General features: G+C 45.2%; 17 protein-coding genes. 4 read left to right on the top strand and 13 right to left on the bottom strand.

What is annotated here, in order from left to right:
* Positions 1 to 17: 17 nt before the first annotated feature.
* The 12 genes from AB4513_RS03965 to AB4513_RS03910 all read right to left on the bottom strand — a co-directional run bounded on the left by AB4513_RS03965 (position 18) and on the right by AB4513_RS03910 (position 19,701).
* Positions 18 to 2,423, bottom strand: coding sequence for a GH36-type glycosyl hydrolase domain-containing protein (locus AB4513_RS03965; protein WP_102257746.1), 2,406 nt, complete (start codon positions 2,421 to 2,423; stop codon positions 18 to 20).
* A gap of 126 nt (positions 2,424 to 2,549) precedes the next feature.
* Positions 2,550 to 4,496, bottom strand: coding sequence for a beta-N-acetylhexosaminidase (locus tag AB4513_RS03960; protein WP_009847568.1), 1,947 nt, complete (start codon positions 4,494 to 4,496; stop codon positions 2,550 to 2,552).
* Between the two features lie 12 nt (positions 4,497 to 4,508).
* The gene (locus tag AB4513_RS03955; RefSeq protein WP_009847567.1) at positions 4,509 to 5,393 is read right to left on the bottom strand and encodes an N-acetylglucosamine kinase; all 885 of its coding nucleotides are present in this window, start codon (positions 5,391 to 5,393) and stop codon (positions 4,509 to 4,511) included.
* Between the two features lie 2 nt (positions 5,394 to 5,395).
* Positions 5,396 to 7,117, bottom strand: a complete 1,722-nt coding sequence (locus tag AB4513_RS03950) for a glycoside hydrolase family 9 protein (RefSeq protein ID WP_009847566.1) — start codon at positions 7,115 to 7,117, stop codon at positions 5,396 to 5,398.
* A gap of 113 nt (positions 7,118 to 7,230) precedes the next feature.
* Positions 7,231 to 8,226 carry an ABC transporter ATP-binding protein gene (locus AB4513_RS03945; RefSeq protein ID WP_009847565.1) on the bottom strand — a complete coding sequence of 332 codons (996 nt, stop codon included), beginning with the start codon at positions 8,224 to 8,226 and terminating at the stop codon, positions 7,231 to 7,233.
* Between the two features lie 87 nt (positions 8,227 to 8,313).
* A complete protein-coding gene (locus AB4513_RS03940; RefSeq protein ID WP_009847564.1) occupies positions 8,314 to 9,297 on the bottom strand; it encodes an ABC transporter ATP-binding protein in 984 nt (327 codons plus the stop codon).
* Positions 9,298 to 9,299: 2 nt separating this feature from the next.
* On the bottom strand, positions 9,300 to 10,325 hold the full coding sequence (locus tag AB4513_RS03935) for an ABC transporter permease (protein ID WP_009847563.1): 1,026 nt from the start codon (positions 10,323 to 10,325) through the stop codon (positions 9,300 to 9,302).
* Between the two features lie 2 nt (positions 10,326 to 10,327).
* Positions 10,328 to 11,314 carry an ABC transporter permease gene (locus tag AB4513_RS03930; protein ID WP_009847562.1) on the bottom strand — a complete coding sequence of 329 codons (987 nt, stop codon included), beginning with the start codon at positions 11,312 to 11,314 and terminating at the stop codon, positions 10,328 to 10,330.
* A 169-nt stretch (positions 11,315 to 11,483) separates the two neighbouring features.
* Positions 11,484 to 13,166, bottom strand: coding sequence for an ABC transporter substrate-binding protein (locus AB4513_RS03925; RefSeq protein WP_009847561.1), 1,683 nt, complete (start codon positions 13,164 to 13,166; stop codon positions 11,484 to 11,486).
* A gap of 709 nt (positions 13,167 to 13,875) precedes the next feature.
* Positions 13,876 to 17,265 carry a response regulator gene (locus tag AB4513_RS03920; RefSeq protein ID WP_009847560.1) on the bottom strand — a complete coding sequence of 1,130 codons (3,390 nt, stop codon included), beginning with the start codon at positions 17,263 to 17,265 and terminating at the stop codon, positions 13,876 to 13,878.
* 217 nt (positions 17,266 to 17,482) lie between these two features.
* Positions 17,483 to 18,505 carry a 16S rRNA (guanine(1207)-N(2))-methyltransferase RsmC gene (gene rsmC, locus AB4513_RS03915; RefSeq protein ID WP_009847559.1) on the bottom strand — a complete coding sequence of 341 codons (1,023 nt, stop codon included), beginning with the start codon at positions 18,503 to 18,505 and terminating at the stop codon, positions 17,483 to 17,485.
* A 110-nt stretch (positions 18,506 to 18,615) separates the two neighbouring features.
* Positions 18,616 to 19,701: an AI-2E family transporter gene (locus tag AB4513_RS03910; protein WP_009847558.1), complete on the bottom strand. Its 1,086-nt coding sequence runs from the start codon at positions 19,699 to 19,701 to the stop codon at positions 18,616 to 18,618.
* Positions 19,702 to 19,777: 76 nt separating this feature from the next.
* On the opposite strand from AB4513_RS03910, the gene AB4513_RS03905 reads away from it, so the two are divergent.
* Positions 19,778 to 19,903: a hypothetical protein gene (locus tag AB4513_RS03905; RefSeq protein WP_009847557.1), complete on the top strand. Its 126-nt coding sequence runs from the start codon at positions 19,778 to 19,780 to the stop codon at positions 19,901 to 19,903.
* A gap of 140 nt (positions 19,904 to 20,043) precedes the next feature.
* Here the strand turns inward: AB4513_RS03905 and hemL are convergent, their stop codons facing one another.
* A complete protein-coding gene (hemL, locus tag AB4513_RS03900) occupies positions 20,044 to 21,339 on the bottom strand; it encodes a glutamate-1-semialdehyde 2,1-aminomutase (protein ID WP_009847556.1) in 1,296 nt (431 codons plus the stop codon).
* 296 nt (positions 21,340 to 21,635) lie between these two features.
* Here hemL and erpA point away from each other — a divergent pair, with 296 nt between their 5' ends.
* The 3 genes from erpA (at position 21,636) to AB4513_RS03885 (ending at position 26,540) form a co-directional block, all read left to right on the top strand.
* A complete protein-coding gene (gene erpA, locus AB4513_RS03895) occupies positions 21,636 to 21,977 on the top strand; it encodes an iron-sulfur cluster insertion protein ErpA (RefSeq protein WP_004734539.1) in 342 nt (113 codons plus the stop codon).
* Positions 21,978 to 22,315: 338 nt separating this feature from the next.
* A complete protein-coding gene (locus tag AB4513_RS03890; protein WP_012604711.1) occupies positions 22,316 to 23,440 on the top strand; it encodes an efflux RND transporter periplasmic adaptor subunit in 1,125 nt (374 codons plus the stop codon).
* Between the two features lie 10 nt (positions 23,441 to 23,450).
* Positions 23,451 to 26,540 carry an efflux RND transporter permease subunit gene (locus AB4513_RS03885; RefSeq protein ID WP_102257747.1) on the top strand — a complete coding sequence of 1,030 codons (3,090 nt, stop codon included), beginning with the start codon at positions 23,451 to 23,453 and terminating at the stop codon, positions 26,538 to 26,540.
* The last annotated feature ends 6 nt before the right edge of the window (positions 26,541 to 26,546 follow it).

Genomic DNA, 26,546 nt, shown 5'->3' with positions numbered 1-26,546 from the left:
TTCGTTAAATTAAGTGACTAGCCTAGAACAACGACAACATCGTTCACGCTGCCTTCTGCTTGTACTGGGATTGCACCTTCAACTGACTCACCGTTGATAGTGATAGAGGTAACCCCTTTGCTTACTGCATTCGGGTTTTGCACTGTGATGTTGTAAGTCGCGCCACGCCATTGACGAGTAACCTCGAATTCCGGCCAATCAGTCGGGATACAAGGATCGACTGTTAATCCTTCAAAGCCTGTGCGAACACCAAGAATAAAGTTGGTTACCGCGAAGTAAGCCCAACCAGAGGTACCCGTTAACCAAGGGTGGTTTGCACGACCATGGTCTTGATGATCTTTACCCATGATGAACTGCACGTACGAGTATGGTTCTGCGTAACGTGTTTCAATCATGTCGTTTTGGTTGTACGGGTTCAGTGCGTCGTAGAACTTCATCGCACGGTCACCACGACCTAGCTTCGCTTCTGCTACCCAAGCCCATGGGTTCGGGTGAGAGAAGATTGCGCCATTCTCTTTTACGCCTTGATAAACGCGAGTCACAAAGCCGATATCATCGTTTGGTGTTGCGAATGAAGGAGAATTTAGGTGCAAGCCGTATTCAGAGAATAGGTTCTCATCAACAGCGTCCATCGCTTTCTCGCCACGCTCTTGAGAAACCGCGCCAGATAGAACCGCTAGCGTGTTTGACTCAAGGTGTACACGACCTTCAGCTTGTTGAGCGGTACCGATCTTGTCGCCATTTTTTGTTAGACCACGGATGTACCAGCCACCTTCGTCATCCCATAGGTGTGTTTCACACGCTTCACGTACGTTCGCGGCCATTTCTGTGTATTTAGCAACGTCAGCATCGTTATTACGGAACTTAGCAAGATCTAGGAATTCTTGTAGAGCCCAGAAGTGCAAGAATGAAACCATTGAAGATTCACCGCCACCAAGGTTTAAACAGTCATTCCAGTCTGCACGAAGACCCTTACAGATACCGGTTTGCCCCACGTATTCTGCAGAGAAGTTCAGTGCCGCTTTCATGTGTTCATAAACGGTCGCTTCGCCACCGTCTGCGTATGGAATTACTTCATCAAAGAAGTCGTGTTCACCGGTTTCCATTACATACTTGATGATAGTCGGAACGATCCATAAGTGATCATCAGAACAGGTGTCTTCAATGCCGTGGATCTTGTCGTCATCTGACGGTGTTGGAACAACCGTTGGTGATTTTGAAGGTTCAATGTCTGCTTTTTCTGGATCGAACCAGTCTGGATCGAACAAGTGTAGACCATAGCCCGCTTTCACTTGGCCGCGAAGCAGGTCGATAATACGTTTCTTGGTCATTTGTGGGTTGGCATGAGGTACTGAGATTGCGTCTTGCGCAGTATCACGGTAACCAAGGCCAGTACGACCACCCACTTCAATGAAGGATGCAAAGCGAGACCAAACAACACAGGTTTCCGCTTGGTATAGCGTCCATGTGTTGATCATGGTGTCTAAGCCTTCGTTTGGAGACTTAACTTGGAATTTGTTGCAACGCTCGTCCCAGTGATCTTTGATGCCTTGGAAAGCGGCATCGACGTTGGCTGTGTCTTGGTACTTTTCACGTAGGCGCTCGCCGTTTCCTTTACCGATACCGAGTACATAAGCAAAGCGAACTTCTTCACCCGGCTGAATCGTAAATTGCTTGTGCAGAGAACCACAGTGGTTGTAACAGGTTTGAGCGCTGTTAGAACATTTACCGTTCTCAACGGCAATTGGGTTCGCTTCATCACGGTACATGCCAAGGAAGTTATCACGTTGGCCGTCGTAGCTGTCTGGTGAGAAAGTTGAAGCTAGGTAGTAGAAACCTTCAAAGTCGTTAGTGTTGTAGTACAGGTCGTATTCAAGAACACCTTCTTGGTAAGACGTCCCCGCAGAGTACAAAGACATCTGATGGTTCTGGTTATCCGATTGAATATGGCTGAACGAGAACTCAACAAATGAGAAAGTACTGATGGTTCTTGGTTTGTCAGTGTTGTTTTTCAGCACGACGTCCCAAACTTCCGCATCTTCACCCTTAGGAACGAATAACGTTTTGGTTGCTGTAATACCACTGTATTCACACTTGAATTTTGAGTATGACAGGCCGTGACGAACTTCGTAGTTCGCTTCATCTAGGTTCTTTGCCACTGGCTGCCAAGAGATAGACCAGTAATCGCCCGTCTCATCATCACGCAGGTAAACATAGTGTCCTGGACGGTCGAAGGTGCCGTTTGGACGGAATTTAGTAACACGGTTGTATTCCGGAGAATTGTAGAACGAGTAGCCGCCAGCATTGTGCGAAATTACGGTACAAAACTTTTCAGTACCTAGGTAGTTGGTCCAAGGTGCTGGTACATCAGGGCGAGTGATGACGTATTCGCGATTATCGTTATCGAAATAGCCGTATTTCATTGTCATTTCCTTTTTAACAAACTGCATCTATGCAGCTAATTTTTAAATAATGATGCTGAGTCGAATCTGACTGAGCACCTTAATCAGGGAAGCAAGCACTCGACTTGAGTGTGCTTTGGCTTCGTTTTATTCAGCTTTCCAAGGGTTGCGATAATCAACATTGAGTCTGTCGAGTAATGGCAGGTGACCCTTTAGGCGAGATAGGTAATCTAGCCAGTTTCGGTTGTTTTTATGTGTCCAACATCCTTCAGCTAAAGCGCTAATTCTTGGAAATACCATGTAATCCATGCGCTTTTGATTGGTAACGATCTCACACCATAGAGCACACTGAATTCCGCGGATCCGCTTACGAATTGGATCGGTGTCGGATATCTCAGCGAGGGCTTCGTAGGTATAAGCTTGTTCTAAGGGGATAACGGCAGCCCAATCTACGCCCGGTTCTTCCGGTGCATAATCTTGGGTCATGTCGAGATAGGTAAACTGTGCTGGTTGCAGCACCACATCAAAGCCTTGGCGAGCGCAATTGATAGCAGCTTCTTCACTGAGCCATGAATAGATGATGGTCTCTTTGCTCACCTTGTCGCCGTGCTGTGCTTCTTCCCAGCCCACCATGCGCTTACCGAGTTGTTTGAGTTTGTTTTCGGCATAACGGAATAGGTGGCCTTGTAAATCTTTGCTGTCTTGATATTGATGTTCTTTCATCAGAGCTTGAGCAGCAGGGCTGTTGGTCCACACACCGGGTGGTACTTCGTCTGCGCCCATGTGGATCAATTCGCTAGGGAAAAGCTCTGCAACTTCTTCAATAACGGCATCTAGGAACTGATAAGTACCTGGCAAGCCTGGATTTAGTACGTTGTCGTTGTAGTGCTGAATACTCTTGTATTGTGTGGTGTCTGCTTGCTCAACTAGCATGTCAGGCAGTGACTTTATTGCGGCGCGGCAGTGTCCCGGGATATCGATCTCTGGGATCACCGTGATGCTACGCTGCTCTGCGTATTCAATGACTTCACGAACCTGTTGTTGCGTGTAGAAACCGCCATAGTTATCCGCAATGTGGGTGTATTGCGGTTCTAATGCATGATCAGGACCGCGCCATGCGCCGACTTCAGTTAGCTGAGGTAGGCTCTTGATCTCGATTCTCCAACCTTCATCATCGGTTAGGTGCCAATGAAAAACGTTGAATTTGTAGTGCGCTAGTTGATTGATTAAGCGCTTCACTTGCTCTACTGAATGGAAGTGGCGCGCGCAATCCAACATCATGCCTCGGTACTTAAAGCGAGGGTGATCGGCGATTTTGCAGCATGGAATAGAAAAATTTTCGACATCCAGTTGTTGAACCAATTGAATCAGACTTGCCACGGCGTGTGTAAACCCAGACTGGCTACCTGATTCAACAATTATTTGTTGTTCAGTAATGCGGAGTTTGTATTCTGCTTCGTCTAATGTTGGATTGCTGCGAAATAGAATGTCGCCGCTTTCGTTTTTTGAAAGTTCAGTTGAAAGCTCATTCGAAAGAGATATTTCAAAGGTAGAAAGTAACTCTTGCTGCAACCAAGAGACGGCTTTATCTGCAAGGTGAGATTGAACCTCAACCTTGCATTCACAGCTTAGCGCGAAGCTACCTTGCTTGAGTTCGATCTGATTTGGTTGAGGAATCAATGCAATTTCAGCAGCGTTAACTTCAGGCATTTGATTACGTTCACGGTACGGCGAAGCCAGTACTATGGGTGATATCGCGACAGGCAGTACCGATGTTTCTCCATCATGATGTGATTGGATAAAGGCATCATTAAGGCCATCAGAATAGAAGCGGAATGGGGCGCTTTGAATACTGAATTCAAGGTAGTAATGGTTATTGGCCTTTAACACGGGCGCACTTGGTTTGAACGTGCAATAGCTTCCAACTTGAGTCAGTTCACCTTGCGATAGACTCTCAGGAAGGATGAATCGGTCAAATGCAAAATGCAGAGACCAATCTTTTACGTCGAGGTCACTTAAATTATGTACCGTAAGGCCAAATCGGCAGTTATTTTTTTGTTCAGAAAGAACAGCTAAGTCGATGCGATAATTCATATAACTTCCCTGCTAAGCCTGTTGATACAAGTTGTGTTGTGACTTGCCGGCAAACATCAATGCGCCTTCGATAGCGTCAAATTGAGGTTTAACGATCCATTGTTGTACTGGTGGTGATAGCCAGTTGAGAATACGCTCAGCGATACTTCCCATTAAGCACACCTTGTCAGCGCCTTTTCGATGCAGCGCTAATACAAACATTTCGATATCGGCTGCAGTCTGCTTAAGCATCTCTATAGCCAGTTCATCGCCTTCATTTGCCAGTTGAAAAATGACGGGTGAGAATTGACCGTAATCCTTTGGAATCGCGCCTTTTGACCACGCCACAATCGCATCCACATCATTATTAAATTGATTCATAACATGTTGAGTTAATGGGGTTTTACTGCGAATACCATCTTCAGCGAGTAGGACTTGCTGAATTAAACGAAGGCCCATCACTGCGCCGCCGCCTTGGTCAGAAATTGGAAATTCACGACCGCCAACCACATGTTGTTCGCCGTTGTTTAGGTAGATACCACATGAACCTGTACCACCAATCATGATCGCGCCATCTTGGCCATTATGTGCACCAATACATGCACCATAGGCGTCTGTATTGAGTGTCATACTTGCGAAAGGGTGTGCTTGTGCCATGAAGTCGAGCCATGCTGACTTCTGTTCAGCACCAGCTAGCGCCAAACCAACATGCATATTAGAAAAATCGTTAGAGTTGAGTTGCCCTTGTTGTGCGGCTTTAGTAATCGCATCAACAATTGAACTCATTGCAACATCGACACCCAAAAGGATGTTGGCACTGCCACTTTTCGCTTCACCAATGAGTTTGCCTTGGTTATCACGAATGCGAGCACGGCAAGATGTACCGCCACCATCAATACCTACGTAGTAAAGCGTCATGATTATTGCTCCTTACACTGTGCTAAATGATTGAACTGTGCTGCAGTCGCCAGTAAGTACCACGCCCCATGAGGGATCCATTGTTCACCCCAGCGCCAGTTTTGAAGCATGTCGTCTTTCTGTGCTGGTGGGTTGAATGCGATGTCTTGTTCGTCTTCGAACCCTGCCGTGATGCCATTGCAAATCCCGCCTTTGGCATTGAAGAAACCAAGTTGTGGTAGATAGTCTGGGTTGTTATGACCGTGGCCATCAAGCATGCACATGTGGTATGGGTTGAGGCCCAAAATCCAGTCAAGGCTATTTTGTGAAAGTTGGATTAGACGCTGCTGAAGGTCATTATCTTTAATGTGCGGTTGAACTAGGTAAGCCATGGTCGCAATTGAGCCAAGACGCGCGTTTTCGCCTTGCCACCAGTAGCCAGTTTCGTTTTGTTGAGCGACGAAGAAGGCATCACGTTTATCACCATCGACAGATTTTACGTATTGTCTTGGGTAGCCAAATGGGTTGATGACTTTGTCGGTAATGTTGATTTCGAACTGACAAGCTTGCTCAACAACCACACGTGCTTGTTCTTTCAACTCAGTGTCAGTTTCATTATCGATGTACTCGCACAGAGCAATTACAGGAAGGCCAGCTTCAGCTGCATGGAAATAGGGGCGAGAGCCATCAGCATTAGCTGACCAAAAGTGCTCAACTGAATCATCAGATTGCTGACGTGCGATCAAGCGACTAGCCCAAGTTCTTGCTTCTAATAGGTATTGATCGTCCTCTGTTACTCGGTACAGTTCATTGGCAGCGAGTAGGGCACAATATTCATCGATGATGTTTTCTTCGCCATCGTTTAGGTACTGCAGGTTATGTTCTTTTAGGTGCCAATAACCGCTAACGGCAGTTTCAAGATAAGTTTGGCTCGAGTAACTGCCCGAGGTTTCAAGTTCAGATGCAGCAGTTAATGCGGCGATAGCAACACCTGCACCTTGTCGGTAGCCCGCTTGCAAGTCCGTTGATTTGTTACCTTCTTGAGTGGCGTATGCGCAGATGTCACGTTGATTGATGTCTTTACTCCACTTGTCGAATACCGTCATGTAAAAGTATCCGTCAGCGTCTTGCATACGCACTAAGAAATCGGCACCGAATAGGGCTTCTTCCACTAAACGAGTCATAGAGAATTTAGGAAAGTCTGAGTTATTGCTAGTCAAGCGCACGCTTTTTAGCATGTTCCAAACGACCATTGGAATTTGTTGTGGGTTAAGGTAGTTACCATAAGACAGGTGGCTAAAATACTTACTTACATCACCTGATGCGTCATACCATCCACCGTGGACATCGACGTATCTGTCAGTGCCCATAATTTGTGCTTGTCGATCTTTTTTGTCGAAACTACCGCCACAGCGTTGTGACTTAAAGTAATGAAGCACATCAGAAAACGTGTGGTTCATTAATAGGTTGCTACCAATCTCAAATACTTCAGAGCGTAGGTTGTCAAAACGTAGGTAGTAGCGACCTGATTCAGTGAATGAACTGAAATCGATAGTGAAGAATTGCCCTTGATGCCAATTTGCTACGCGGCCTTGTTTAACCACATCAAAACTTCCGACAGTGATATGGTTGTCGGCACACACCAAAAGTGCAGTCGTACTTGATAAGCGAGCTTTCTTCGTTTGCAGAATAGCTTGCTTTGGAGCCGTGGATTCGTAGCCAATATGGTTGGTCAATAACAGCATCAATATTCTCCGACAGTCCTAGTTTCTATTGGCTAGGTACTTGAATGTTTTGGATATAAAATGTTTTGTATATAAATAGTTAGGGCCCGCAGACCCTAACTTGGTTTTATTGCTTAGCTTTCGTGTAGGTAACAACGCACAAAGTGGTTATCAGCTAACTGCGTAACCCCTGGTAACTGCTCTTTACACTTGTCCATTGCATGAGTGCAACGGCCTGCAAATGGGCAACCTGCTGAGACTGGTGTCCAAAGAGGGATCTCACCTTTGTTGCCTGCGAGTTGTTCGTGGATCGATTTTTTAGGATCTGGAACCGCAGAAACAAGCAGTTGGGTGTAAGGATGCTGAGGGTTAGCAATCACATCATCGGTATCGCCCCATTCCACCATGTGTCCTACGTACATCACTGAAAGATCTTCAGCAATGTAACGAGCGGTTGCGATATCGTGAGTGATGTAAAGTAGAGACATTTGTTTCTCAAACTTCATTTCTTCCATCAGGTTCAAAACACCAGCACGAATCGATACATCAAGCATCGATGTTGGTTCATCGGCTAATACAACTTCTGCACCAACTGCAATGTTACGGGCTAGGTTGACACGTTGACGCTGACCACCAGAGAGTTGATGAGGGTACTTCTCTGCCGTTGCTTGTGGTGGCACTAAGCCAACTTGCTCTAGAAGATCGTACACACGTTCCTGTAACTCTTTCTTGTTGCCCGGAGATACTTTTTTGTGGATCAACAATGGTCGAGCTATGTGGTGAAAGATGTTATGTGTTGGGTTCAGAGAACCAAACGGGTCTTGCCATACCATCTGCACGCCTTCACGGTAGTGCATAAGATCTTTTCTGCTTGAGATCTCTTGGATATCACGACCTTTGTATTCGATCGTACCGCCCGAAGGTGCGTACATTTTTGCGATCATTTTTGCTGTTGTTGATTTGCCTGAACCTGACTCACCAACCACAGCTAGGCCGCGACTTTTATACATCTTGAATGATACGTCGTTAATCGCACGCATCATTGGGGTTTGAATTGTGGTACTGCTTATTGGGAAGTCTTTTACGACATTCTTGCCTTCTACCAATAATTGACCGAAATCTTTGCTCATAATTGTCTCCAGAATCCTTATTCGCTTTGCTTGCATTTCGGCGGTCGAGCCGCCTTATTCGTTATTCACGCTGAATCAGCGTGCAAGCTATAGCTTCCTTTGTACTATTGGGTCACCGTACAGGTGGCAGTTAGACAAATGTCCCGGGTCGATAGAACGCAGCTTGGTTGGCACCTTGGTACACGTTTCATGTACACGATCACAACGAGCTTGGAAACGACACCCTTCAGGGATCTCTAACAGGTTCAGAGGGTTACCCGGAATGCCTGCTAGTTTTGTCTTTGGCCCTGTTAGTGGAGGGAAAGAACTTCCCAGCCCTTTGGTATAAGGGTGGTAAGGGTTTTCTAGAATATCTTGAGCATTGGCAACCTCGATGAGCTCACCTGAGTACATGATGCCGATACGGTCAGAGAACTCGACCATCAATGACAAGTCATGGGTGATGAACAGAATCGAGAAGCCAAACTCTTCTTTTAGTGCATAGATCTTTTGTAGGATTTCGCGTTGAACAACCACATCAAGTGCGGTCGTTGGCTCATCCATAATGATAAGCTTTGGATTCAATGCTAAAGCGATAGCAATAACCAAGCGCTGACGCATGCCGCCAGAGAATTGGTGAGGGTAGTCACTCAATCGGCTCGGGTGAATATCTACGATTTCAAGTAGACCTTCTGCGCGTTGCTTAGCTTGCTCACGAGTCATGTTGGTGTGACGCATAATTACGTCACAGAACTGCTCTTCCATTGGTAATACAGGATTGAGTGCGTTCATCGCACTCTGGAATACCATCGACATCTCGCTCCAACGGAACGCTTGCATACGGTCATCACTGTATTCAAGGATGTTCTCACCATTGAAGATAACCTCACCACCACTGATGTAAGCGGGCGGCTTATGCAGACGCATAAGAGAGAAAGCAACAGTTGATTTACCACAGCCAGATTCACCAGCTAGGCCGAATACTTCACCTGGAGCAATGTCGAAACTTACGTTGTTACACGCACGTACATCGCCAGACTCTGTGATGTAATCCACGCATAAATTGCGGATAGAAATTAGTGGTTCAGACATGATTATTTATCTCCGCTCCAAAGTGCATTTTGTGGTGGTAGTTCAGGTTCACGTTCTTCTTTGTCTTGTGCTGCTAATTTCTTCCAACGCTTCATGCCTTTGTGAGAACGCAGTTGCGGGTTGGCAATTTCATCGACAGCGAAGTTAAGTAGAGCAAGACCAGTTACAAGTAGTGTCAATGCGATACAAGGAGCCAACAGTTCCCACCAAGCGCCAATCAGCATTGATGAAGAGGTTTGAACGTTGTAAAGCATGATGCCCCAGCTGATTGTGTTCGGGTCACCAAGACCTAGGAACGAAATCGTTGCTTCCATCATGATTGCGTACATCACCGAACCGATGAAGCTCGCGCCAACGATAGAGATAAGGTTTGGAAGAATCTCTACGAAGATAATACGGAATGAAGATTCACCCAGAACTTCAGCGGCTTTTACAAACTCTTTTTCACGCAGTGCTAAGGTCTGGGAACGAACAACACGCGCGCCCCAAGCCCAGGACATAAAGCCGATAACCAAGGTTATGGTGAGTGGCCCTGCCTCACCGATAAAGGCTGCAACTACGAACAGTAATGGGTATTGAGGAATAACCAGCATGATGTTCATTGCGGCTGTCAGAACATCATCGACACGGCCGCCAAAGTAGCCTGCGGAAACACCAATAACCGTTGCTAGTAAACATACGGTAAGACCCGCACCAAAACCTACAGCAAGAGATACGCGTGCGCCGTATACCACTTGTGACCAAACGTCACGACCCATACGAGTTGTTCCCAGTACGTGGTCTGCCTTCTTAGACATTATCAACGTACGACGATCGTCTGCTAGGTTTTGAGCAACCCAGCCATCAGGGTTAGTTTGTGCAGACTTAACCACGAAGCCAGGGTATTCGTGTGGATTACCTGTACGTTTGTCTGGCACATGTTTTGTGATCAATGGAGCCGCAATCGCACCAAGAATAAAAATACTTAGGATGATGACGCCGGTTAAGGCCATCGGGTTACGCCAAATGAGTTTTAGAATATCTTTCATGATTATTTACCACCCTTACGAAGACGAGGGTCAAGAACAACGTAAAGCATGTCTGCAACTAGGTTAAAGAACAGCATGAATAGCGTCATGATAAGCAGTTGACCTTGCAGTACTTGGTAATCACGAGCGTTAATTGCGTTGAAAAGTACGCTGCCAAGGCCTGGGTAGTTAAAGATGATTTCGATAATTAACTGACCACCGATTGCCATACCTAGCGACATAGAAAGTGCTGTCACACTTGGTAGCATCGCGTTACGAGCTGCGTAATTGAATACCACTCGGTTTTCGCTAAGGCCTTTGCCTTTCGCCATGGTGATGTAATCTTCAGCTAGCAGGTTGATCATGTTGTTACGCATGTTTACTAGGAAGCCACCAATTTGAACAATAGATGCACATAGCAAAGGTAAGAAGGCGTGGTAAGCGACATCTTTAATGAATGCCCAGCTTGTCCAATCTGGAATCGTACCCGCGGTATAGGCGTAACCTGTTGGGAACCATTTCAAGCCGATTGCGAAGGTAAACAGCGCAATCATGGCAATAACAACCTGAGGAACGGCTTGTAAAATCAGCATCCCGGGAGTCACAAAGGCATCGTATTTGCTGCCACGTTTCCACGCTGCAAAAATACCTAGGATTGAACCAATAGAGAAAGAAAGAATAACGGCGGTGCCTGCTAAGAATAGCGACCAACCAAATGCTCCACCCAACAGAGTATTTACAGAAAGTGGGTAGAATTGAATTGATGTACCAAGCTCCCAGCTTAGAATGTTCTTCATGTATGCGCCGTATTGAACCAGTAAGCCGCCATCAACGAAGCCTAATAGTTCTTTCATTGCAGCAATACGCTCAGGAGTAACTTGTACAGAAGCGTTCGCAAACATCATGGTAACTGGGTCACCAGGCATTGCTCTTGGAATAATAAAGTTTAACGTCGCTGCAACTAATAGCGCGACAAAATAAAATGACAAACGTCTTAAAAAATAACCCATAACTCACACCTTACTCACCCAGATTGTTTCCCTGTTTCTGGATTCAGGTCGCTCCTAGCGAAATTTGGAACGAAAAATCCCCTGACGACTAGCGCCATACTTTCAATTGATAGTGTGGGGATTTTTATAAGCGGCGTAAGAAGTTACGCCGCAAAGATTGAACGATTACTTATTTAACTGGTTTTAGGTCCAGTACATGAAGTAGACGCTCTGGAATACCAGCCCAAATGTTTGGACGGCCTTTTGGATTTTCTTCGTTCCACCAACCAGTGAATCGAGTTGTGTTGTATTGGTACATGTAAGCACCAGACATCACAGGGATTGTCACTTGGTCTGCAGCGATAATTTGCTGGATACCATGTGCAATATCTAGCTGTTCGTTCTTGTCAGCTGTTTTGTAGAAGCTGTTTAGAAGACCATCTAGCTTGTCATTTTTGTAGAAGTGCATAGCGAAACGAGGCATACCATCACCAGATTGTAGTGATGAGTTGTAAGCACTGTTCCAGTACGTGTATGGATCCGCACCGTGGAAGTAGTTTGTGTATGCTACGTCGTATGTACCTTCAAGCATTGCTTGATTGTAAACAGAGAAGTCAGGTGTACGAGCTTTCGCTTTAATGCCGATTTCGTTTAGTTGCTCTACCGCAAGTTGAACTGTGTTGTTGAAGTCAGTCCAGCCGTTTGGCGATTGAATCATTAGTTCGAAAGATTTGCCTGATGGAGTGTCAACAAAACCATCTTTGTTTACATCTTTGAAGCCAGCGTCAGCAAGAAGCTTCTTCGCGCCTTCAGCGTTGTAAGTGTTGAAGCCTTTGTATTTGTCGTGAGTTTTTTCATCAGACCAAGCTTCAAACGCGTAGCCAAGACCCGATGCGAAATCGTTCACAGTACCGCCACCGTAGAATGCGATGTCGATGATAGTTTGGCGGTCAAGAGCCATAGAGAAAGCACGACGGAATTCAACGTTGCTCAATGCTTCATGCTTCGCAGCATCAGGGTGTTTGAAGTTAACGATGAATGCTTGTGTACCTGCTGGCGGGTACCAGTAGTGGTGTTTAGGGCTTGCTGCAGCGTATGTACGATCGATATCAGGAACGAAAGAAGACGTCCAGTCCATTTCACTGTTTACAACTTTACCTAAGAACTGGTCGTTGTTCGCAATTTGTGGAACACGTAGACAGTCAACATCTAGGTTGTCTGCATCCCAGTAGTTCGGGTTTGCACACTGGATGTACAGTTGCGCTGTAAACGTATCGATTTCTGTAAATGGACCAGAACCTACAGGGTTCTCATTGGTAAACGTTGATGGATCTTTAACGTCTTTCCAGATGTGCTTAGGTACTACAGGTACTTTAGCAATCTCGTAAGGTACGTTTGAGTTTGCTTCTGTTAGTGTGAACTTAACTTGGTTGTCGTTCAGTTTTTCTACAGAAGTTACCCAAGAGTTGATACCAGATTGGTCAAGCTCTGGCTTCTCTTTTACAAGGTTGAAAGAAAAAACAACATCATCAGCAGAGAAAGTTTCTCCATCAGACCATTTAACACCCTTACGAATGTCGAAAACAACGCTCATCAGATCATCTGACATTTTGAAGTTTTCAGCTAGACGGAACACCGGAGTGTTACCGTGCATTTCGTTAAATACTACTAAAGGCTCGTACATGAAGTCAGTTGTAGTATGTAGGTTAGTAGCACCAAGGTACGGGTTAAAGTTACGTACGAATGTAGTGTACTCTTTCGGGTGAACGGTCAGTTCGCTGCGCTCTGCAGCTGTTGCTACTGATGCAAAACCTGTTGTAGCAGTTGCAATAATTGCTGTTGCTATTGCTGTTTTTTTTATATTGGCAAGCATAGCTGTTCCTTACTATTTGCTTTCATTTCACTAATGGATTGAATGTTATCTGTCGCTAATTAGTTAGTAGATACACACTCTAGTTAAAGGCCTACCTCTTCTTCGTTGCTCCAGATTCATCTTTGATTCTGAGAAGTGGTAAGAGTGGCCTGTAGGCCTTTGGCAGGAGTAAGAAAACACCTTATCGATGAATTAATCAAACTCGTTTCCCGTCAAAAACGTTAAAAACACACAGCACCACGTCATTAACGTCAAAATAGCTTGCTTTGGTGGTTTTTTGTGCGTAATTGTTAAGGTGATGTGACTCGCATTTGGTTTTGTGGTGGTAGCTTTTTGTAAGTGGTCACTAACCTTTTCGGCTTTTAATTATAGGGGTTTATCTTACGGTGATGTAATTGTAGATCTCGGTCACTTACCTGTTTTACGTTAAATTTTTCTAGAAAATTAAATCTGCCGTTCTGTTGTGACTCGCTTCTCAAACTGCAACAAAGAGCCGGAGGAATGTGAAATTCAGCCAAGAATAAGGCTCAAAATAGTAACTGAACTGGTGATTGTTTAAGATTGAGTAACGTGTCATTTTGCTTGTTTAATGCCGTAAAAGAAGTGTGTTTGAATCGACGTCATTGTCCTTTGGTCGCGTACGATATTCACAAAAAAGCCCACGCTAGGTGGGCTTCATTATTTACAGTAGCTTGAGCTTACTTCAGAGCTAACTGGTCAGTAGTTTTTGTAGCTTATCCCTTAGGGTCTCAATATGAGTTCTTTCAGGTGTCTGTTCTTTACAGTGCTCAAGTATAAACTCGATAGAGCTCAGTACCGTTCGCCAGCGAGGCGTTTTCGGTAGAGTTTCTACACGTAGATATTTGTCTAGCGTTCTAGTTTGCAGGGTACTGCGGTCTAGGTAGACGCGCCACAAGCCACTCTTCTCTGCGAAGGCAAACTTGGTTTCCCCTGTAACAGACTCCCAGTAGATGATGGCATTGGTCATGACATCGACCAGCACTTCACGCATCAGCTCTTGTTTGTTTTTACCTTCACCGGTTGCTTTATCTGCGAGGCGAGTAAATTCACCGCCAAGTTCTTTCAGTTGTTGAAGTTTATCTTTGTCACCCTCAAAGGCGTAGCTTGAAAGTGCCTCAACCGCCGTTTCAAGGTTATTGACTCGGTTTGAGTTAACCCCACCACCAACATTAAAGATATACATGGTGTCGAGCCCTGAGCCTTCAGGTAGCTTAAGGATATCACTTGGTATTCGCTGACGAGTGTCGTCTATATAGATGTCAATATCACCACAGTAGTGAGCTTGTTCCACCTTAAGGTATTTAGGCGCAATGATCTCATCGGCCATAGAGCGTTTAAGCTGCTCTTGCCCGCGCCTAAATAGTTTTGCTGCAGCTTCGTTGGCAAATCGAATTCGTTGGTCATCACGAATACAGATGATGGCCTCAGGGGCTGATTCTAGCTGCTCTAGCAAGCGCCCTTGAGTTTCTAGCAGGTTCGCTTCAACCATGGCTCTGTGTTTAAGCTCCAGTTGCAATTGATCATTCTCAAGACGTCTTTGCTCAGCTTTACTTGCTGATAAGTGAGCCGTAATTCGCGCCGCCAGCTCTTGTTTGTTGAACGGTTTAGACAAGTAATCGTTGGCACCAGCTTCAAAGCCACGAACACGGTCTTCTGCTTGATTAAGAGCTGTGAGCATGATGATTGGCAACTGTGCATGATCGTATTGCTTACGCAGTGCTTCACACACCTGATAGCCACTCATACCTGGCATCATAATATCGAGCAGAAGTAACTCTGGCTTCTCTTTCTCAATCAGTTCAATGGTTTCTGGGCCGTCACATGCGGTGCGCACTCGATAACCTTCCAATTTCAAGAAACTGTCTAGCACGCGTAAATTTACTGGTTCATCGTCGGCGATAACCAGTAACGGACCGTCTGGATCTTCACTGATAACACTATTTTCTTGTTGGCTGTTATCAATTAAATCTGGCGCTTGGAAGTGCGAATAGCTTCCTGAATCACTGTAGTTATCCAATTCTTCTTGGGTGGCTAAAGGTAGGGTAAAGCTGAACGTCGTGCCAAGCATTGGTTGGCTACTTACGTACAGTGAACCGCCCATCAGTTCAATCAATTGACGACTTATGGACAACCCAAGCCCTGCACCTTGGCGATAGTTACTTGAGTCCTGTCCTGCTTGAATCAGTGGCTCAAAGATGTGTTCTAAGTATTCAGCAGGTATGCCTTGGCCTGTATCAACAACTTGTACACGAATGTTGTCGTCGATAACGCTTGCTGAGATAACAATTTTACCTTCTGATGTGTACTTGATGGCATTGCCCACCAAGTTATACATCACTTGTTCTAATCGTTGAGGATCGGACGAAACCAACCCTAAGTCACTGGGTACTTGGTTAATAATTCGGATTGGCTTATTGCCCAACAGATGATGTGACAATTCTAGTACCAAGCTGGTAGCAGCAGATAAATCAACAGCAGATTTATTTATGTCTAAACTGCCGTAGCGCATTTTGTGGTAATCAAGTAGATCATCGACCAGTGTTGCCAATCTCTGGCCACTATTGATGATGATATCCAACTGGTACTTCTGGTTGGCAGGAATAGGACCGTTTGCACCAGATATTAGCGCTTCAGCGATACCTACCATGCCATGTAATGGCGTTCTCAATTCGTGTGATGTTGTTGCTAAGAATTCATCTTTAAGTTTGTTAGCCAGTTGCAACTCTTCATTTTGTTTTTGAATGGTCTTAAGGTTGTCCTCAAGCTCATCATTTTGGCTCTTAATGAGCAGCATCTTTTCACGAATCGAACGTTGCATTCTTTCGAAGCTTACCGCGAGGCGGCCTATCTCATCTTTTCGTTCGGTATTAATCATGGTTTCATCAAGGTCACCCGCAGAGACTTTCTCTGCTGCCCATGTGAGCTTGAGTAACGGTGATGTGATGAAGTTAGACAGATAATGGGATGCGACAAATACAAGAATAATCGCCGTCAACATCACGATCACAAAGATCTTTTCTAACTGATGAATACGGGCAAACGCTTCTTTTTCTGGAAGCTCGACGACGAGTGCCCAAGTCGCATATTTGAGCTCAATTGGAGTATATGCAGCGATGATCGCTTGATCCTGAGCGTTGTCGAAGGTGCCAACGGCCGTTTCTCCTGCCAGAGCTTTATCAACAACATCTAAACTCAGATTAATCGACTCTTGTGAATGGGCAAGGCTACGTGGCAGATGATCATCGCCGACAAGCAAGGTTTGAATATTCGAACTCTTGTTGAGATCGGCAATAAGCTTAGTAATACCATTGATGGGCAGTCTAAACATGGCGTAACTGTGTAGGTAGCCCTGTTGAACGATAGGTGCGCCTAACCATGCGGTCTGTTTACCATTTTCGTCTTTAAAGTCAGAAACGATAACCGGCGTGTAGTCTTCGTTGGATTTGCGTTTGTCTTTTACGTCCTTTTCCAGGCGTTGAAAGGTTTTGCCGAGGTTTGCATCTTTGTACTTACCTGTCAGCAAGTTGGTGCCGTAGTCATCGCGCTTAAAAACTGAATAAGCGATGTTGCCGTTAATGTCGACCAATAAAATGTCGTCAAAATCAGAACGCTTAAGCAGCTCCAAATAAGAGTTGTGGTAGCGCTTGTGCAATAGGCGATAGCGCTCGCTGCCAATAAAGCTGCTGGATTCAGGGAGAATCGATGTTTTGATTTGATCGCCCGATCCTTGAATGTAGCGTTGCTGCGCATTAGCGCGTGCTTCGTCAATGTCTAACCCTAGGCGTTGGAATGCATTGATCAAACCATAGAATCGTCCGCCACTGGCATTGGCAAGCTCTGAGCGAACAAAACCCATCACTTGGGATTCTTGAGCTTGTAGGTAATCGACAATTTGCTGCTGTTTAGTATCACGGACGGAAACAAGGTGCGAAGTACTTTGTTCCTGAAGATCCTGACTGTGCGATTGGAGGAAAAATATCGCGATAAGTGTTACTGGGGTAATACTAAGGACAAGAAATGCCAGCATTAGGGTATTTTGAAGGCGCTTAAACTTCTGCTTACGATAGAATCTAAACATAAATTGGGTACTACTTTCCTTTGATGTACTGCTTGAAAGGGATGAAAACAAGTACAGAGAATAGAATTAACGGGTTCCAATTTAACGAAATTAACGAGTTTTTTTACTTTGACAAGTAAGTGGTATTTAAAGCGTGTGCAAAAGCTCATTTTTATGGGCTTTTGATAGAAATATGAACAGACAGCGCAGATATTGACCCTGCGCTGTGTTAGATAGGCTATTTGCTTGCGTGATAGATCGCGAATTTGGTGGTCTTATTTAGAGTCGCGCATTTTCCAAAAGCTTGCTCAATAATTGGAATGTATTTTAAAAAACTGTTCGCAACAATAATCATCTCACCAGAACGCTTCATGTGGTTAGGAGCCTGAGCAAGTAAGGTTTCAGTCGCACTGTAGCTTGTATCCAAACCAGAATGGAATGGTGGGTTACTGATGATGAATTGGTAATCTTTTGATGTGTCAGAGTAGACATCTGAGGCGAAGACATTACCTGTTAAACCATTGGCTTCTAGCGTTGCTTGGCTAGACGCCACGGCAAATGCACTGATGTCGCACATTTCCAGTTCGATATCAGGGTGACGAGATGCCATTACCGCGCCCAATACGCCTGCACCACAACCGAAATCCAGTACTTTACCTTTCAGTTTTGGCAGGGTATCAAGTAATAGTTGGCTACCAACATCAAATTGACCATGACTGAAGACGCCTGGAAGACTTTTCACGGTCAGTGATTGCTCACCAATGTTAACCGTGTAGGTTTTAAACCAGTCTTGTAGGTTGAAGGCTGGTGGTTGCTCGAAGCATTGACCCCAGTAGAAAGAACAACGACGCGCTGAATCGTATTTCACGACTTTTCCGTAAGGAGCAAACATCTTCTCGATACTTTTAACACCAGAACGATTTTCGCCAACTACGACAATCTCGGTATCTTTACCTAACTTGGCAAATAACATCGCCAACAGAAATTCCGCTTCCGCTTTGGCCTTTGGCCAGTACAGCATCACTAAGTCGGCTTTGGTCTCTTCGGTAAACTCCGCACCATAAAAACGTTGGATGGTGCTGCAGCCTTCTAATTGACGGTAGTAGCTGTAATTAGAAGTAAACACGGTGACTGATTCACAATGTTTCGCTAATTCAACAGGGAATAAGTCTTCTGCCTCACCTGCAACTAAAACATGTTTGCCTTCAAAGTAGGCGAGTTGACGTTGAGCAATTTGGCTTGGGGCAATATAAGCTGACATAGGACACTCTATTGAATCGTTAGCAAAAAATGAGGGCGGATTTTCGCATAATCCGCCCAAAGCTTGAAGTGTTTAATACGGGTTCGGCAACCAAGTTGCTGAACAGTTGATCAACTCTTGTCTTGCTGGTTTAAAAAGTCTTTAAACTCTTCATCGTAAATATTGAAAAGAACGATAGTAATAGCAAAGATCAGTGGGCCGTAGATAAGACCAATTAGGCCAAAAAGTTGAATACCACCCAACAGTGAGAAGAAGATCATTAGGGTATTCATGCCTGCACTACCTTGCATCAGCAGCGGGCGCAGTAGGTTGTCAATTGAGCCAACAATCGCGACACAGTAAACCGTTAGGAAAATTGCCCACGTGGTATCACCGGTTAGGAATAAGTAGGTTGCGGCTGGGATCCAGATTAGAGCGGTACCGACCACGGGGATGAAAGAGGCAAAGCCCATCATAGTGCCCCAGAACAACCCAGGGAAACCAGCAATCCACATACCTAAACCACCCGCAAAACCTTGCGCTATTGCGGTTAAGAATGAGCCCATAACGGCAGACTTAGAAACTTGCTCAATCTCAGTGAGGAGCTTGTCTTCTTGGCTACGAGATAGCGGAAGAATATGACGAACCACACTGATGATTTTGTCGTGATCTCTTAATAAGAAGAACAGAACAAACAGCATCAAGAAGAAATCCATTAAGAAGTTGGTCGCATCACCAAGGATTTTCGCACTGATACCAACCAGTTTAGAACCAAAACTTGTCGCGAATTCTCCGACTTTCTGTGCGATGGCTTGGGGCTCAATGTTGTCGAAAGGCAGGTAGTTATTCACAAACGACAGCGCTTTGACCACAAGTGGGTGTGCAAACAGAGTCTGAATACCGCCGTGTGTCACCCATTGGTACGTGTTCTGAGAGAACAGAGAGCCTTGCTGAACAATTGCTGCAAATACTGCCAATAAAGGGATAACAATAATGAAAGTCAGGATCACACAAGAAAGTAGAGAGACTACGTTCTCTTTATTCGGTATCTTCTTTTCAAGCCATTCGTGAATTGGAAACATCAGCAACGAGATGATGAATGCCATTACTATGGAATTTACATAAGGCTCGATAAGCAAGTAACAAGCATAAGCCGCCGCAAGTAGGGCAATGATGATCACCCAGTGGCTGGTGTTGATTTTGAGTTTTTCTGACACGTTAATGGTCTCTATATTTGCGTTCTGAGTTTATAATGGCTGCAAAACAGAGAGTTAGCAATGAGGAGTTTTGATAATGGGATGCTGTAATAAAGATAAGAAATGCCAAGACGAAGAACAGCAAATAAAAAAAGAGATCCCTTGGTTCAGAATGTTCCTAGGTACGCTGATGTTGTTGGTTTTTCTTTTCTGGGAACGTTAGACGTTTTTCGTTAGGTTTTCGAATAAATTGACGGGTAATTAAGCGGAAATACTCGAGTTTAATTTAGTCGATGCATTAAAAAGGGCTGCGTTAATGCAGCCCTAAATTCAATCGGTTAGCTACTTATAAAGTGCTTTCGATTATTTGCTTTCAGCAGCAATGATCGCAAGAGATCGGTCAGCAGCTTCTAGTGTTGCATCCAGTTCTTTTGAACCATGAGCAAGAGAAGTAAAGCTTGCTTCGAATGCTGAAGGTGCAAGGTAAACACCGTGATCTAACATTAGATGGAAGAAGCGCTTGAAGCGTTCTACATCACACTTAGTTACATCTTCGTAGCACGTCACCGTTTCTTGGTCTGTGAAGAAGAAACCAAACATACCGCCAACTTGGTGAACTAGCATAGGGATGCCGTGCTTGTCAGCAAGTTGCTTGAAGCCATTTGCCAACTGCTTAGTTTTAGACGCTAGACGCTTTTCGTTGCCTTCTTCTCTTAGAAGATTCAAACATGCGTAGCCAGCAGCCATTGCAACAGGGTTACCTGAAAGCGTACCTGCTTGGTAAACAGGCCCCGTTGGTGCGATGTATTGCATCACGTCTTTACGACCACCAAAAGCACCCACTGGCATGCCGCCGCCAATCACTTTACCAAGACACGTTAGGTCTGGCTTGATGTTGTAGTAAGCCTGAGCACAACCTTCAGCAACGCGGAAACCTGTCATTACTTCATCAAAGATTAGCAATGCACCTTCTTGATCACAGATCTCACGTAGACCTTCGTGGAAGCCTTCTACTGGTGGGATACAGTTCATGTTGCCCGCGACAGGCTCAACGATGATACACGCGATCTCACCTTTGTTTGCTGCGAAGATTTCACGTACTGAATCTAGATTATTGAAAGTTGCAGTTAGCGTTAGTTTCGCAAAATCAGCCGGTACGCCTGGAGAGCTTGGTTGACCTAAAGTCAGTGCGCCAGAACCTGCTTTTACAAGTAGGCTGTCTGCGTGACCGTGGTAACAACCTTCAAACTTAAGGATTTTGTCACGACCAGTAAAGCCACGAGCGAGACGAATCGCACTCATTGTTGCTTCTGTACCTGAGCTCACCATACGCAGCTGTTCCATTGATGGAACCATCTCAGATACAAGTTCAGCCATCTTGATTTCAGTTTCGGTTGGAGCACCAAAGCTAAGGCCGCGTTGAGCTGCTGCAGTAACAGCGTCACGAATAACAACGTGGTTGTGACCAAGGATCATTGGACCCCAAGAGCCAACGTAATCGATATATGCTTTACCATCAGCATCAAAAATAAGTGGGCCATCAGCGCGTTCAACGAAGATAGGAGAACCACCTACGCCATTGAATGCACGAACTGGAGAGTTTACGCCACCAGGAATAGTTTGCTGTGCTTTTTCGTACAGCTCTGCTGATTTGGTCATTGATATATCCTCTTTTGACTGTCGGACCAATTGGCACGCATTGTACCTATCCGGAATCCAACTAGGAATGCCTTCGCTGATATAATCACCCGAATCTGGTTGTTTTGTGTGGTTACGCGTTTTAATTGTCAGATATTAGCGAGTTTACAGCAGTAAAAGGAACGATCCTGTGGTGAATACTTGAACGTTTCAGTCAGGTATTAGATAATCACCAGAATATAAGAAAATACTCAACAACTATGGTCTCGATTTAGATTTGTATCATGTTGTTTTTGACACAGGTAAGAGAGGTTGTCGTGAGCGAAGTAAATATCCCATTGTCCTTTTCTGATGCAGCAGCTACCCGCGTACAAACGCTAATTGCTGAAGAAGAAAACCCAGAGCTAAAACTGCGTGTATACATTACAGGCGGCGGTTGTAGTGGCTTCCAGTACGGCTTCACATTTGATGAAAAAGTAAATGATGGCGACACTACCATTGTAAATAGCGGTGTGACGCTGGTTGTTGACCCAATGAGCCTACAGTACTTAATGGGCGGCATGGTTGATTACACTGAAGGCCTAGAAGGCGCACGTTTCTTTGTGAACAACCCGAACGCGACAACAACATGTGGTTGTGGCGCATCATTTAGCGTTTAGCGTGCACGAAAGGTAGCTTGAACGGAAAGCTACATTAGAAATATTTTAAACGCCGAGCCAATGCTCGGTGTTTTTGTTTGTAAAAAATACACCATACAAAACAGACAGTAAGTCGACTTATTCTAGGCATGTACGCCAAGGTTATTTTGGGTGGTTATACTTAAGCTTTCACTTTATTCATTTGCTTTATAGTAAACGCCATATTTTTTAAACTGTCGATAGCGTCCAACTTCGTTGGGTGTGGGTCTGTTAAAGTTACCTCTGTGCATCAGGATGTTGCATATGACGGTGTTAAGCTAATTAGCGCGCCTTAATCACATCGGACAAAAGGATTTGCTATGCCCACTCTATTTTCTAACTCTCCATTTTTTCAGAAACTGAAGCAGCCGTGGTTGGTTTCTCTGGTTCTAGTTGTACTGTTGTCGATTTGGCTTGGTTTAGGAGTGGGGCAAGCGGAAGAGTCACCAGCAAAAAAAGCGACAGAAATTCCGCTGGCTAAGGTTTCCTTTCAAACATTCACTTCATCCCCCACCTTTAAAACCATAGATCTTTATGGTCGCACAGCTCCCGATAGGCATGCTCGATTGGGAGCGGAAGTCGCGGGCAAGATTGTTAGGTTGAACGTTGTGAAAGGCGATACGGTTAAAGTAGGGCAAGCCATTGCTCAGATAGATAAAGGTGACTTAGAGATTCAGCTAGAGCGAGCTTCGGCTTTATATCGATTGAAGCAGAAAGAATTTAAGGCGGCGCAGTCGCTGAAAAAAAGAGGGCTGCAAGGCGAGATAGCCTACACCACAGCTGAGGCTTCGTTAACTGAAGCGAAGGCTATGAAGCGTAATGCTGAACTGGCTCTAAAAAATACAGTCATCACATCGCCTTTCTCCGGTGTGGTTCAAGATTTGATGGTGGAGCTCGGTGATTTCGTTGGTGTTGGCGATCCTGTTGCTGGCGTGATTGACCTCGATCCTTTGGTTATTGAGGCCGATGTCAGTGAGCGTCATATCCAGCATTTGCTAGTCAATCAATCAGCTTTGGTTCGCCTGTTAGGGAGAGAAGAAGCGGAAGGTCGTCTGCGCTATGTTTCTCGAATCTCTTCTGCCTCAACCAATACCTTCCCTATTGAGATTGAAATCGACAACTCAGATGGCCTGTTACCTGCGGGTGTTAGTGCTGAAGTCACCCTTAATCTAGAAACAAGAGACGCTATCAAAGTGACGCCTGCCATGTTGGCACTGGATGAGGCCGGTAATCTTGGGGTCAAAACTTTGGTTTCAATTGACGACTCACCAATCGTGAAATTTGTCGGCATTCAACTGGTGAAAGCTGAGCAAGATGGAGTGTGGCTGACGGGGTTAGGTCAGCGTGTCGATATCATCACTGTGGGGCAAGGTTTTGTTCGTGATGGTGACTCGGTGATTGCTGTTGAGCAAGGTGTTGAACTCTCTAACGTAACTGCAGAGTAGGAGATAACCGATGTATTCAATTATTGATGCAGCCTTGTCTCGCGCTCGAACAATGCTCTCTCTTTTGGCACTCATATTGGTCGCAGGTGTCGTTACCTATATCACGATCCCCAAAGAATCGAGCCCCGACATTACCATCCCGATTATCTACGTTTCTGTTGGGCACCAAGGTATTTCGCCAACCGATGCAGAACGCTTATTGGTTAGACCGATAGAACAAGAGCTGAGGTCGATTGAAGGCGTAAAAGAGATGACCGCAACCGCAGCAGAAGGCCACGCCTCAGTTGTGTTGGAGTTTAATGTTGGCGTTGATCTCACCAAAGCGATGGCTGATGTGCGTGATGCTGTCGATTTAGCCAAACCAAAATTACCAGAAGACAGTGATGAGCCGACCGTGAATGAGGTGACGCTCGCGTCTGAGCAGCCAGTGTTGTCAGTTGTTCTGTTTGGTACCGTTCCTGAGCGCACCATAGTGCAAATTGCTCGAGAGCTTGGGGATAAGCTCGAAAGCTATCGCCAAATTCTAGAGGTCGATATTGCAGGCGATCGCGATGACATTGTTGAGATCATTGTCGATCCGCTGTTGATGGAGAGCTACAGCTTAGATCAAGCGGATATCTATAACCTGATCGCTCTGAACAATCGAGTGGTCGCCGCTGGTTTTGTTGACACTGGCTACGGACGTTTCTCAGTCAAAGTTCCTTCGGTGTTTAACTCTTTAAAAGACGTACTTGAGTTACCTATCAAAGTGGATGGTAAACAGGTCGTAACCTTTGGTGATGTGGCCACGGTTCGTCGAGCGTTTCGAGATCCTGATAGCTTTGCCCGTTTAGATGGTAAATCTGCGGTGGTCTTGGATATCAAGAAGCGTGCGGGTGAAAATATCATCGAAACCGTAGAGTTAGTTAAAGCGGTTATGGCTGGTGCTCAACAACAAGCGGAATGGCCCAATAACTTATTGGTTAAATACACCTGGGATGAATCTAAAGATGTGAAGATCATGCTCAACGATCTTCAAAACAATATCTTGTCCGCCATCATTTTAGTGGTGATCGTTATCATCGCCATTCTTGGTGTTCGAACCGCGTTATTGGTTGGAATTTCAATACCTGGATCATTCCTCACGGGATTGTTGGTGTTGTCTGTGTTTGGTCTAACCGTCAACATTGTGGTTCTGTTCTCTTTGATCATGGCCGTTGGTATGTTGGTCGACGGCGCGATTGTTGTTACCGAGTTTGCCGATAGGCGAATGCAAGAAGGTGAAGGTCGAAAAGAAGCTTACCGAGACGCAGCGAAACGGATGGCGTGGCCGATAACCGCATCGACAGCGACAACCTTAGCTGCATTTGCTCCGTTACTGTTTTGGCCGGATGTGACAGGCGAATTCATGAAGTTTCTGCCACTAACACTGATTGCAACGCTAACCGCTTCATTGATTATGGCGTTGTTGTTTGTACCGGTATTAGGTGGCTTGATTGGCAAACCTCAATACGTATCGCCCAAGAGCCAAGCTCGAATGGTGGCACTGCATAATGGTGATTTTTCACAAGCAACGGGCTTAACCAAGGCGTATTACCACACGCTTTCGATTGCGATTAAGCATCCCTTTAAGATTCTGTTCAGTGCGATATTGCTCGCGGTTGCAGTTGGTTTTACTTACTCCAAAGCGGGCCTAGGTGCAGAGTTCTTCCCTGAGGTTGATCCACCATTCTTTAATGTCAAAGTTCGCTCACATGGTGATCTTTCTATTCAAGAAAAAGATGACATCATGCGCGATATTGAGCAAATGATGCTTAATCATGATGAGTTCGATACTGTTTACACACGCACGGGGGGGGACGACCAGATTGGCTTGATCTCGATTACTCCTGTTGATTGGCAATATCGTCGTAGTGTTAAAGCGATTATTGATGAATTGAAGGTGCAAACCGATCAATACGCTGGTGTTGAGATTGAATATAAGTTTCCAGATGCAGGGCCTCCGGTTGAAAATGATTTAGTGATTGAGCTGTCAGCAACAACACCAGAACAGCTGAATCAGGCTGCAAAAATTGTAAGAAACTGGGCGGATGGTAATCAAGCTCTGACTAACATCAGTGATACAGCAAGCAAAGATGGCATTGATTGGAAAGTGGATATTCGCCGAGACGATGCCGCACGCTTTTCCGCTGATGCGACCTTGGTGGGTAATACCGTTCAATTCGTTACCAATGGTCTCAAGATTGGTGATTACCTGCCTGATGACTCATCAGAAGAGGTCGATATCTTGGTGCGTTACCCTAATGATAAAAGAGATATCGGACGCTTTGACCAGTTGAGAGTCAAAACACCTGCTGGCTTGGTGCCGATCACCAACTTTGCTCAGATTGTTCCCGACCACAAGCAAGATACGATTAAACGCCTCGATGGTAAGCGCGTAGTGAACATCATGGCGGATATGGAAGAGGGCTATAACCTTGCCCTCGAACTGCCAAAGATTGAGCAAGCGTTAAGTGAATTGGGGCTACCTAATAGCGTAGAATTTCGTATCCGTGGTCAAAATGAAGAGCAAGAAAACTCTTCTGCCTTCTTACAAAGTGCATTCATGGTTGCACTGGCGGTAATGGCGTTGATTTTGATTACTCAGTTTAATAGTTTCTATCAAGCATTCCTGATTCTTAGTGCGGTGCTGTTCTCTACGGTTGGTGTGTTTGTTGGTCTGCTTATCTTCCAACGTCCGTTTGGTATCGTGATGTCCGGTATTGGAGTGATTGCACTGGCAGGTATAGTGGTGAACAACAATATCGTGCTGATTGATACCTATAATCAGTTAATCAAAAGAGGCTTAGATAAGCGCGATGCAATTCTGAGAACCGGTGTTCAGCGTTTAAGACCAGTGATGCTTACTACGGTCACTACCATATTAGGTTTGATGCCGATGGTGTTAGAAATGAACATCGATCTGATTAATCAAAAAATAGAGTTTGGCGCGCCGAGTACGCAATGGTGGTCGCAACTCGCTACGGCGATTGCGGGAGGTTTGGCATTTGCGACAGTACTAACCTTGGTGCTGACGCCTTGTTTGCTGATGCTAGGGCGAGATAAGAAGCCTGAAAAATAGTAGATA

The sequence above is a fragment of the Vibrio sp. 10N.222.54.E6 genome, assembly GCF_041473955.1.
Taxonomy (GTDB): Bacteria; Pseudomonadota; Gammaproteobacteria; order Enterobacterales; family Vibrionaceae; genus Vibrio; species Vibrio tasmaniensis_A.
This window is presented reverse-complemented; position numbering and strand designations above follow the sequence as displayed.

Excerpts from the sequence above, each read along its gene's own strand:
- AB4513_RS03965 (WP_102257746.1), bottom strand. The coding sequence starts at position 2,423 with ATGAAATACGGCTATTTCGATAACGATAATCGCGAATACGTCATCACT.
- AB4513_RS03960 (WP_009847568.1), bottom strand. The coding sequence starts at position 4,496 with ATGAATTATCGCATCGACTTAGCTGTTCTTTCTGAACAAAAAAATAAC.
- AB4513_RS03955 (WP_009847567.1), bottom strand. The coding sequence starts at position 5,393 with ATGACGCTTTACTACGTAGGTATTGATGGTGGCGGTACATCTTGCCGT.
- AB4513_RS03950 (WP_009847566.1), bottom strand. The coding sequence starts at position 7,117 with ATGCTGTTATTGACCAACCATATTGGCTACGAATCCACGGCTCCAAAG.
- AB4513_RS03945 (WP_009847565.1), bottom strand. The coding sequence starts at position 8,226 with ATGAGCAAAGATTTCGGTCAATTATTGGTAGAAGGCAAGAATGTCGTA.
- AB4513_RS03940 (WP_009847564.1), bottom strand. The coding sequence starts at position 9,297 with ATGTCTGAACCACTAATTTCTATCCGCAATTTATGCGTGGATTACATC.
- AB4513_RS03935 (WP_009847563.1), bottom strand. The coding sequence starts at position 10,325 with ATGAAAGATATTCTAAAACTCATTTGGCGTAACCCGATGGCCTTAACC.
- AB4513_RS03930 (WP_009847562.1), bottom strand. The coding sequence starts at position 11,314 with ATGGGTTATTTTTTAAGACGTTTGTCATTTTATTTTGTCGCGCTATTA.
- AB4513_RS03925 (WP_009847561.1), bottom strand. The coding sequence starts at position 13,166 with ATGCTTGCCAATATAAAAAAAACAGCAATAGCAACAGCAATTATTGCA.
- AB4513_RS03920 (WP_009847560.1), bottom strand. The coding sequence starts at position 17,265 with ATGTTTAGATTCTATCGTAAGCAGAAGTTTAAGCGCCTTCAAAATACC.
- rsmC (WP_009847559.1), bottom strand. The coding sequence starts at position 18,505 with ATGTCAGCTTATATTGCCCCAAGCCAAATTGCTCAACGTCAACTCGCC.
- AB4513_RS03905 (WP_009847557.1), top strand. The coding sequence starts at position 19,778 with ATGGGATGCTGTAATAAAGATAAGAAATGCCAAGACGAAGAACAGCAA.
- hemL (WP_009847556.1), bottom strand. The coding sequence starts at position 21,339 with ATGACCAAATCAGCAGAGCTGTACGAAAAAGCACAGCAAACTATTCCT.
- AB4513_RS03890 (WP_012604711.1), top strand. The coding sequence starts at position 22,316 with ATGCCCACTCTATTTTCTAACTCTCCATTTTTTCAGAAACTGAAGCAG.
- AB4513_RS03885 (WP_102257747.1), top strand. The coding sequence starts at position 23,451 with ATGTATTCAATTATTGATGCAGCCTTGTCTCGCGCTCGAACAATGCTC.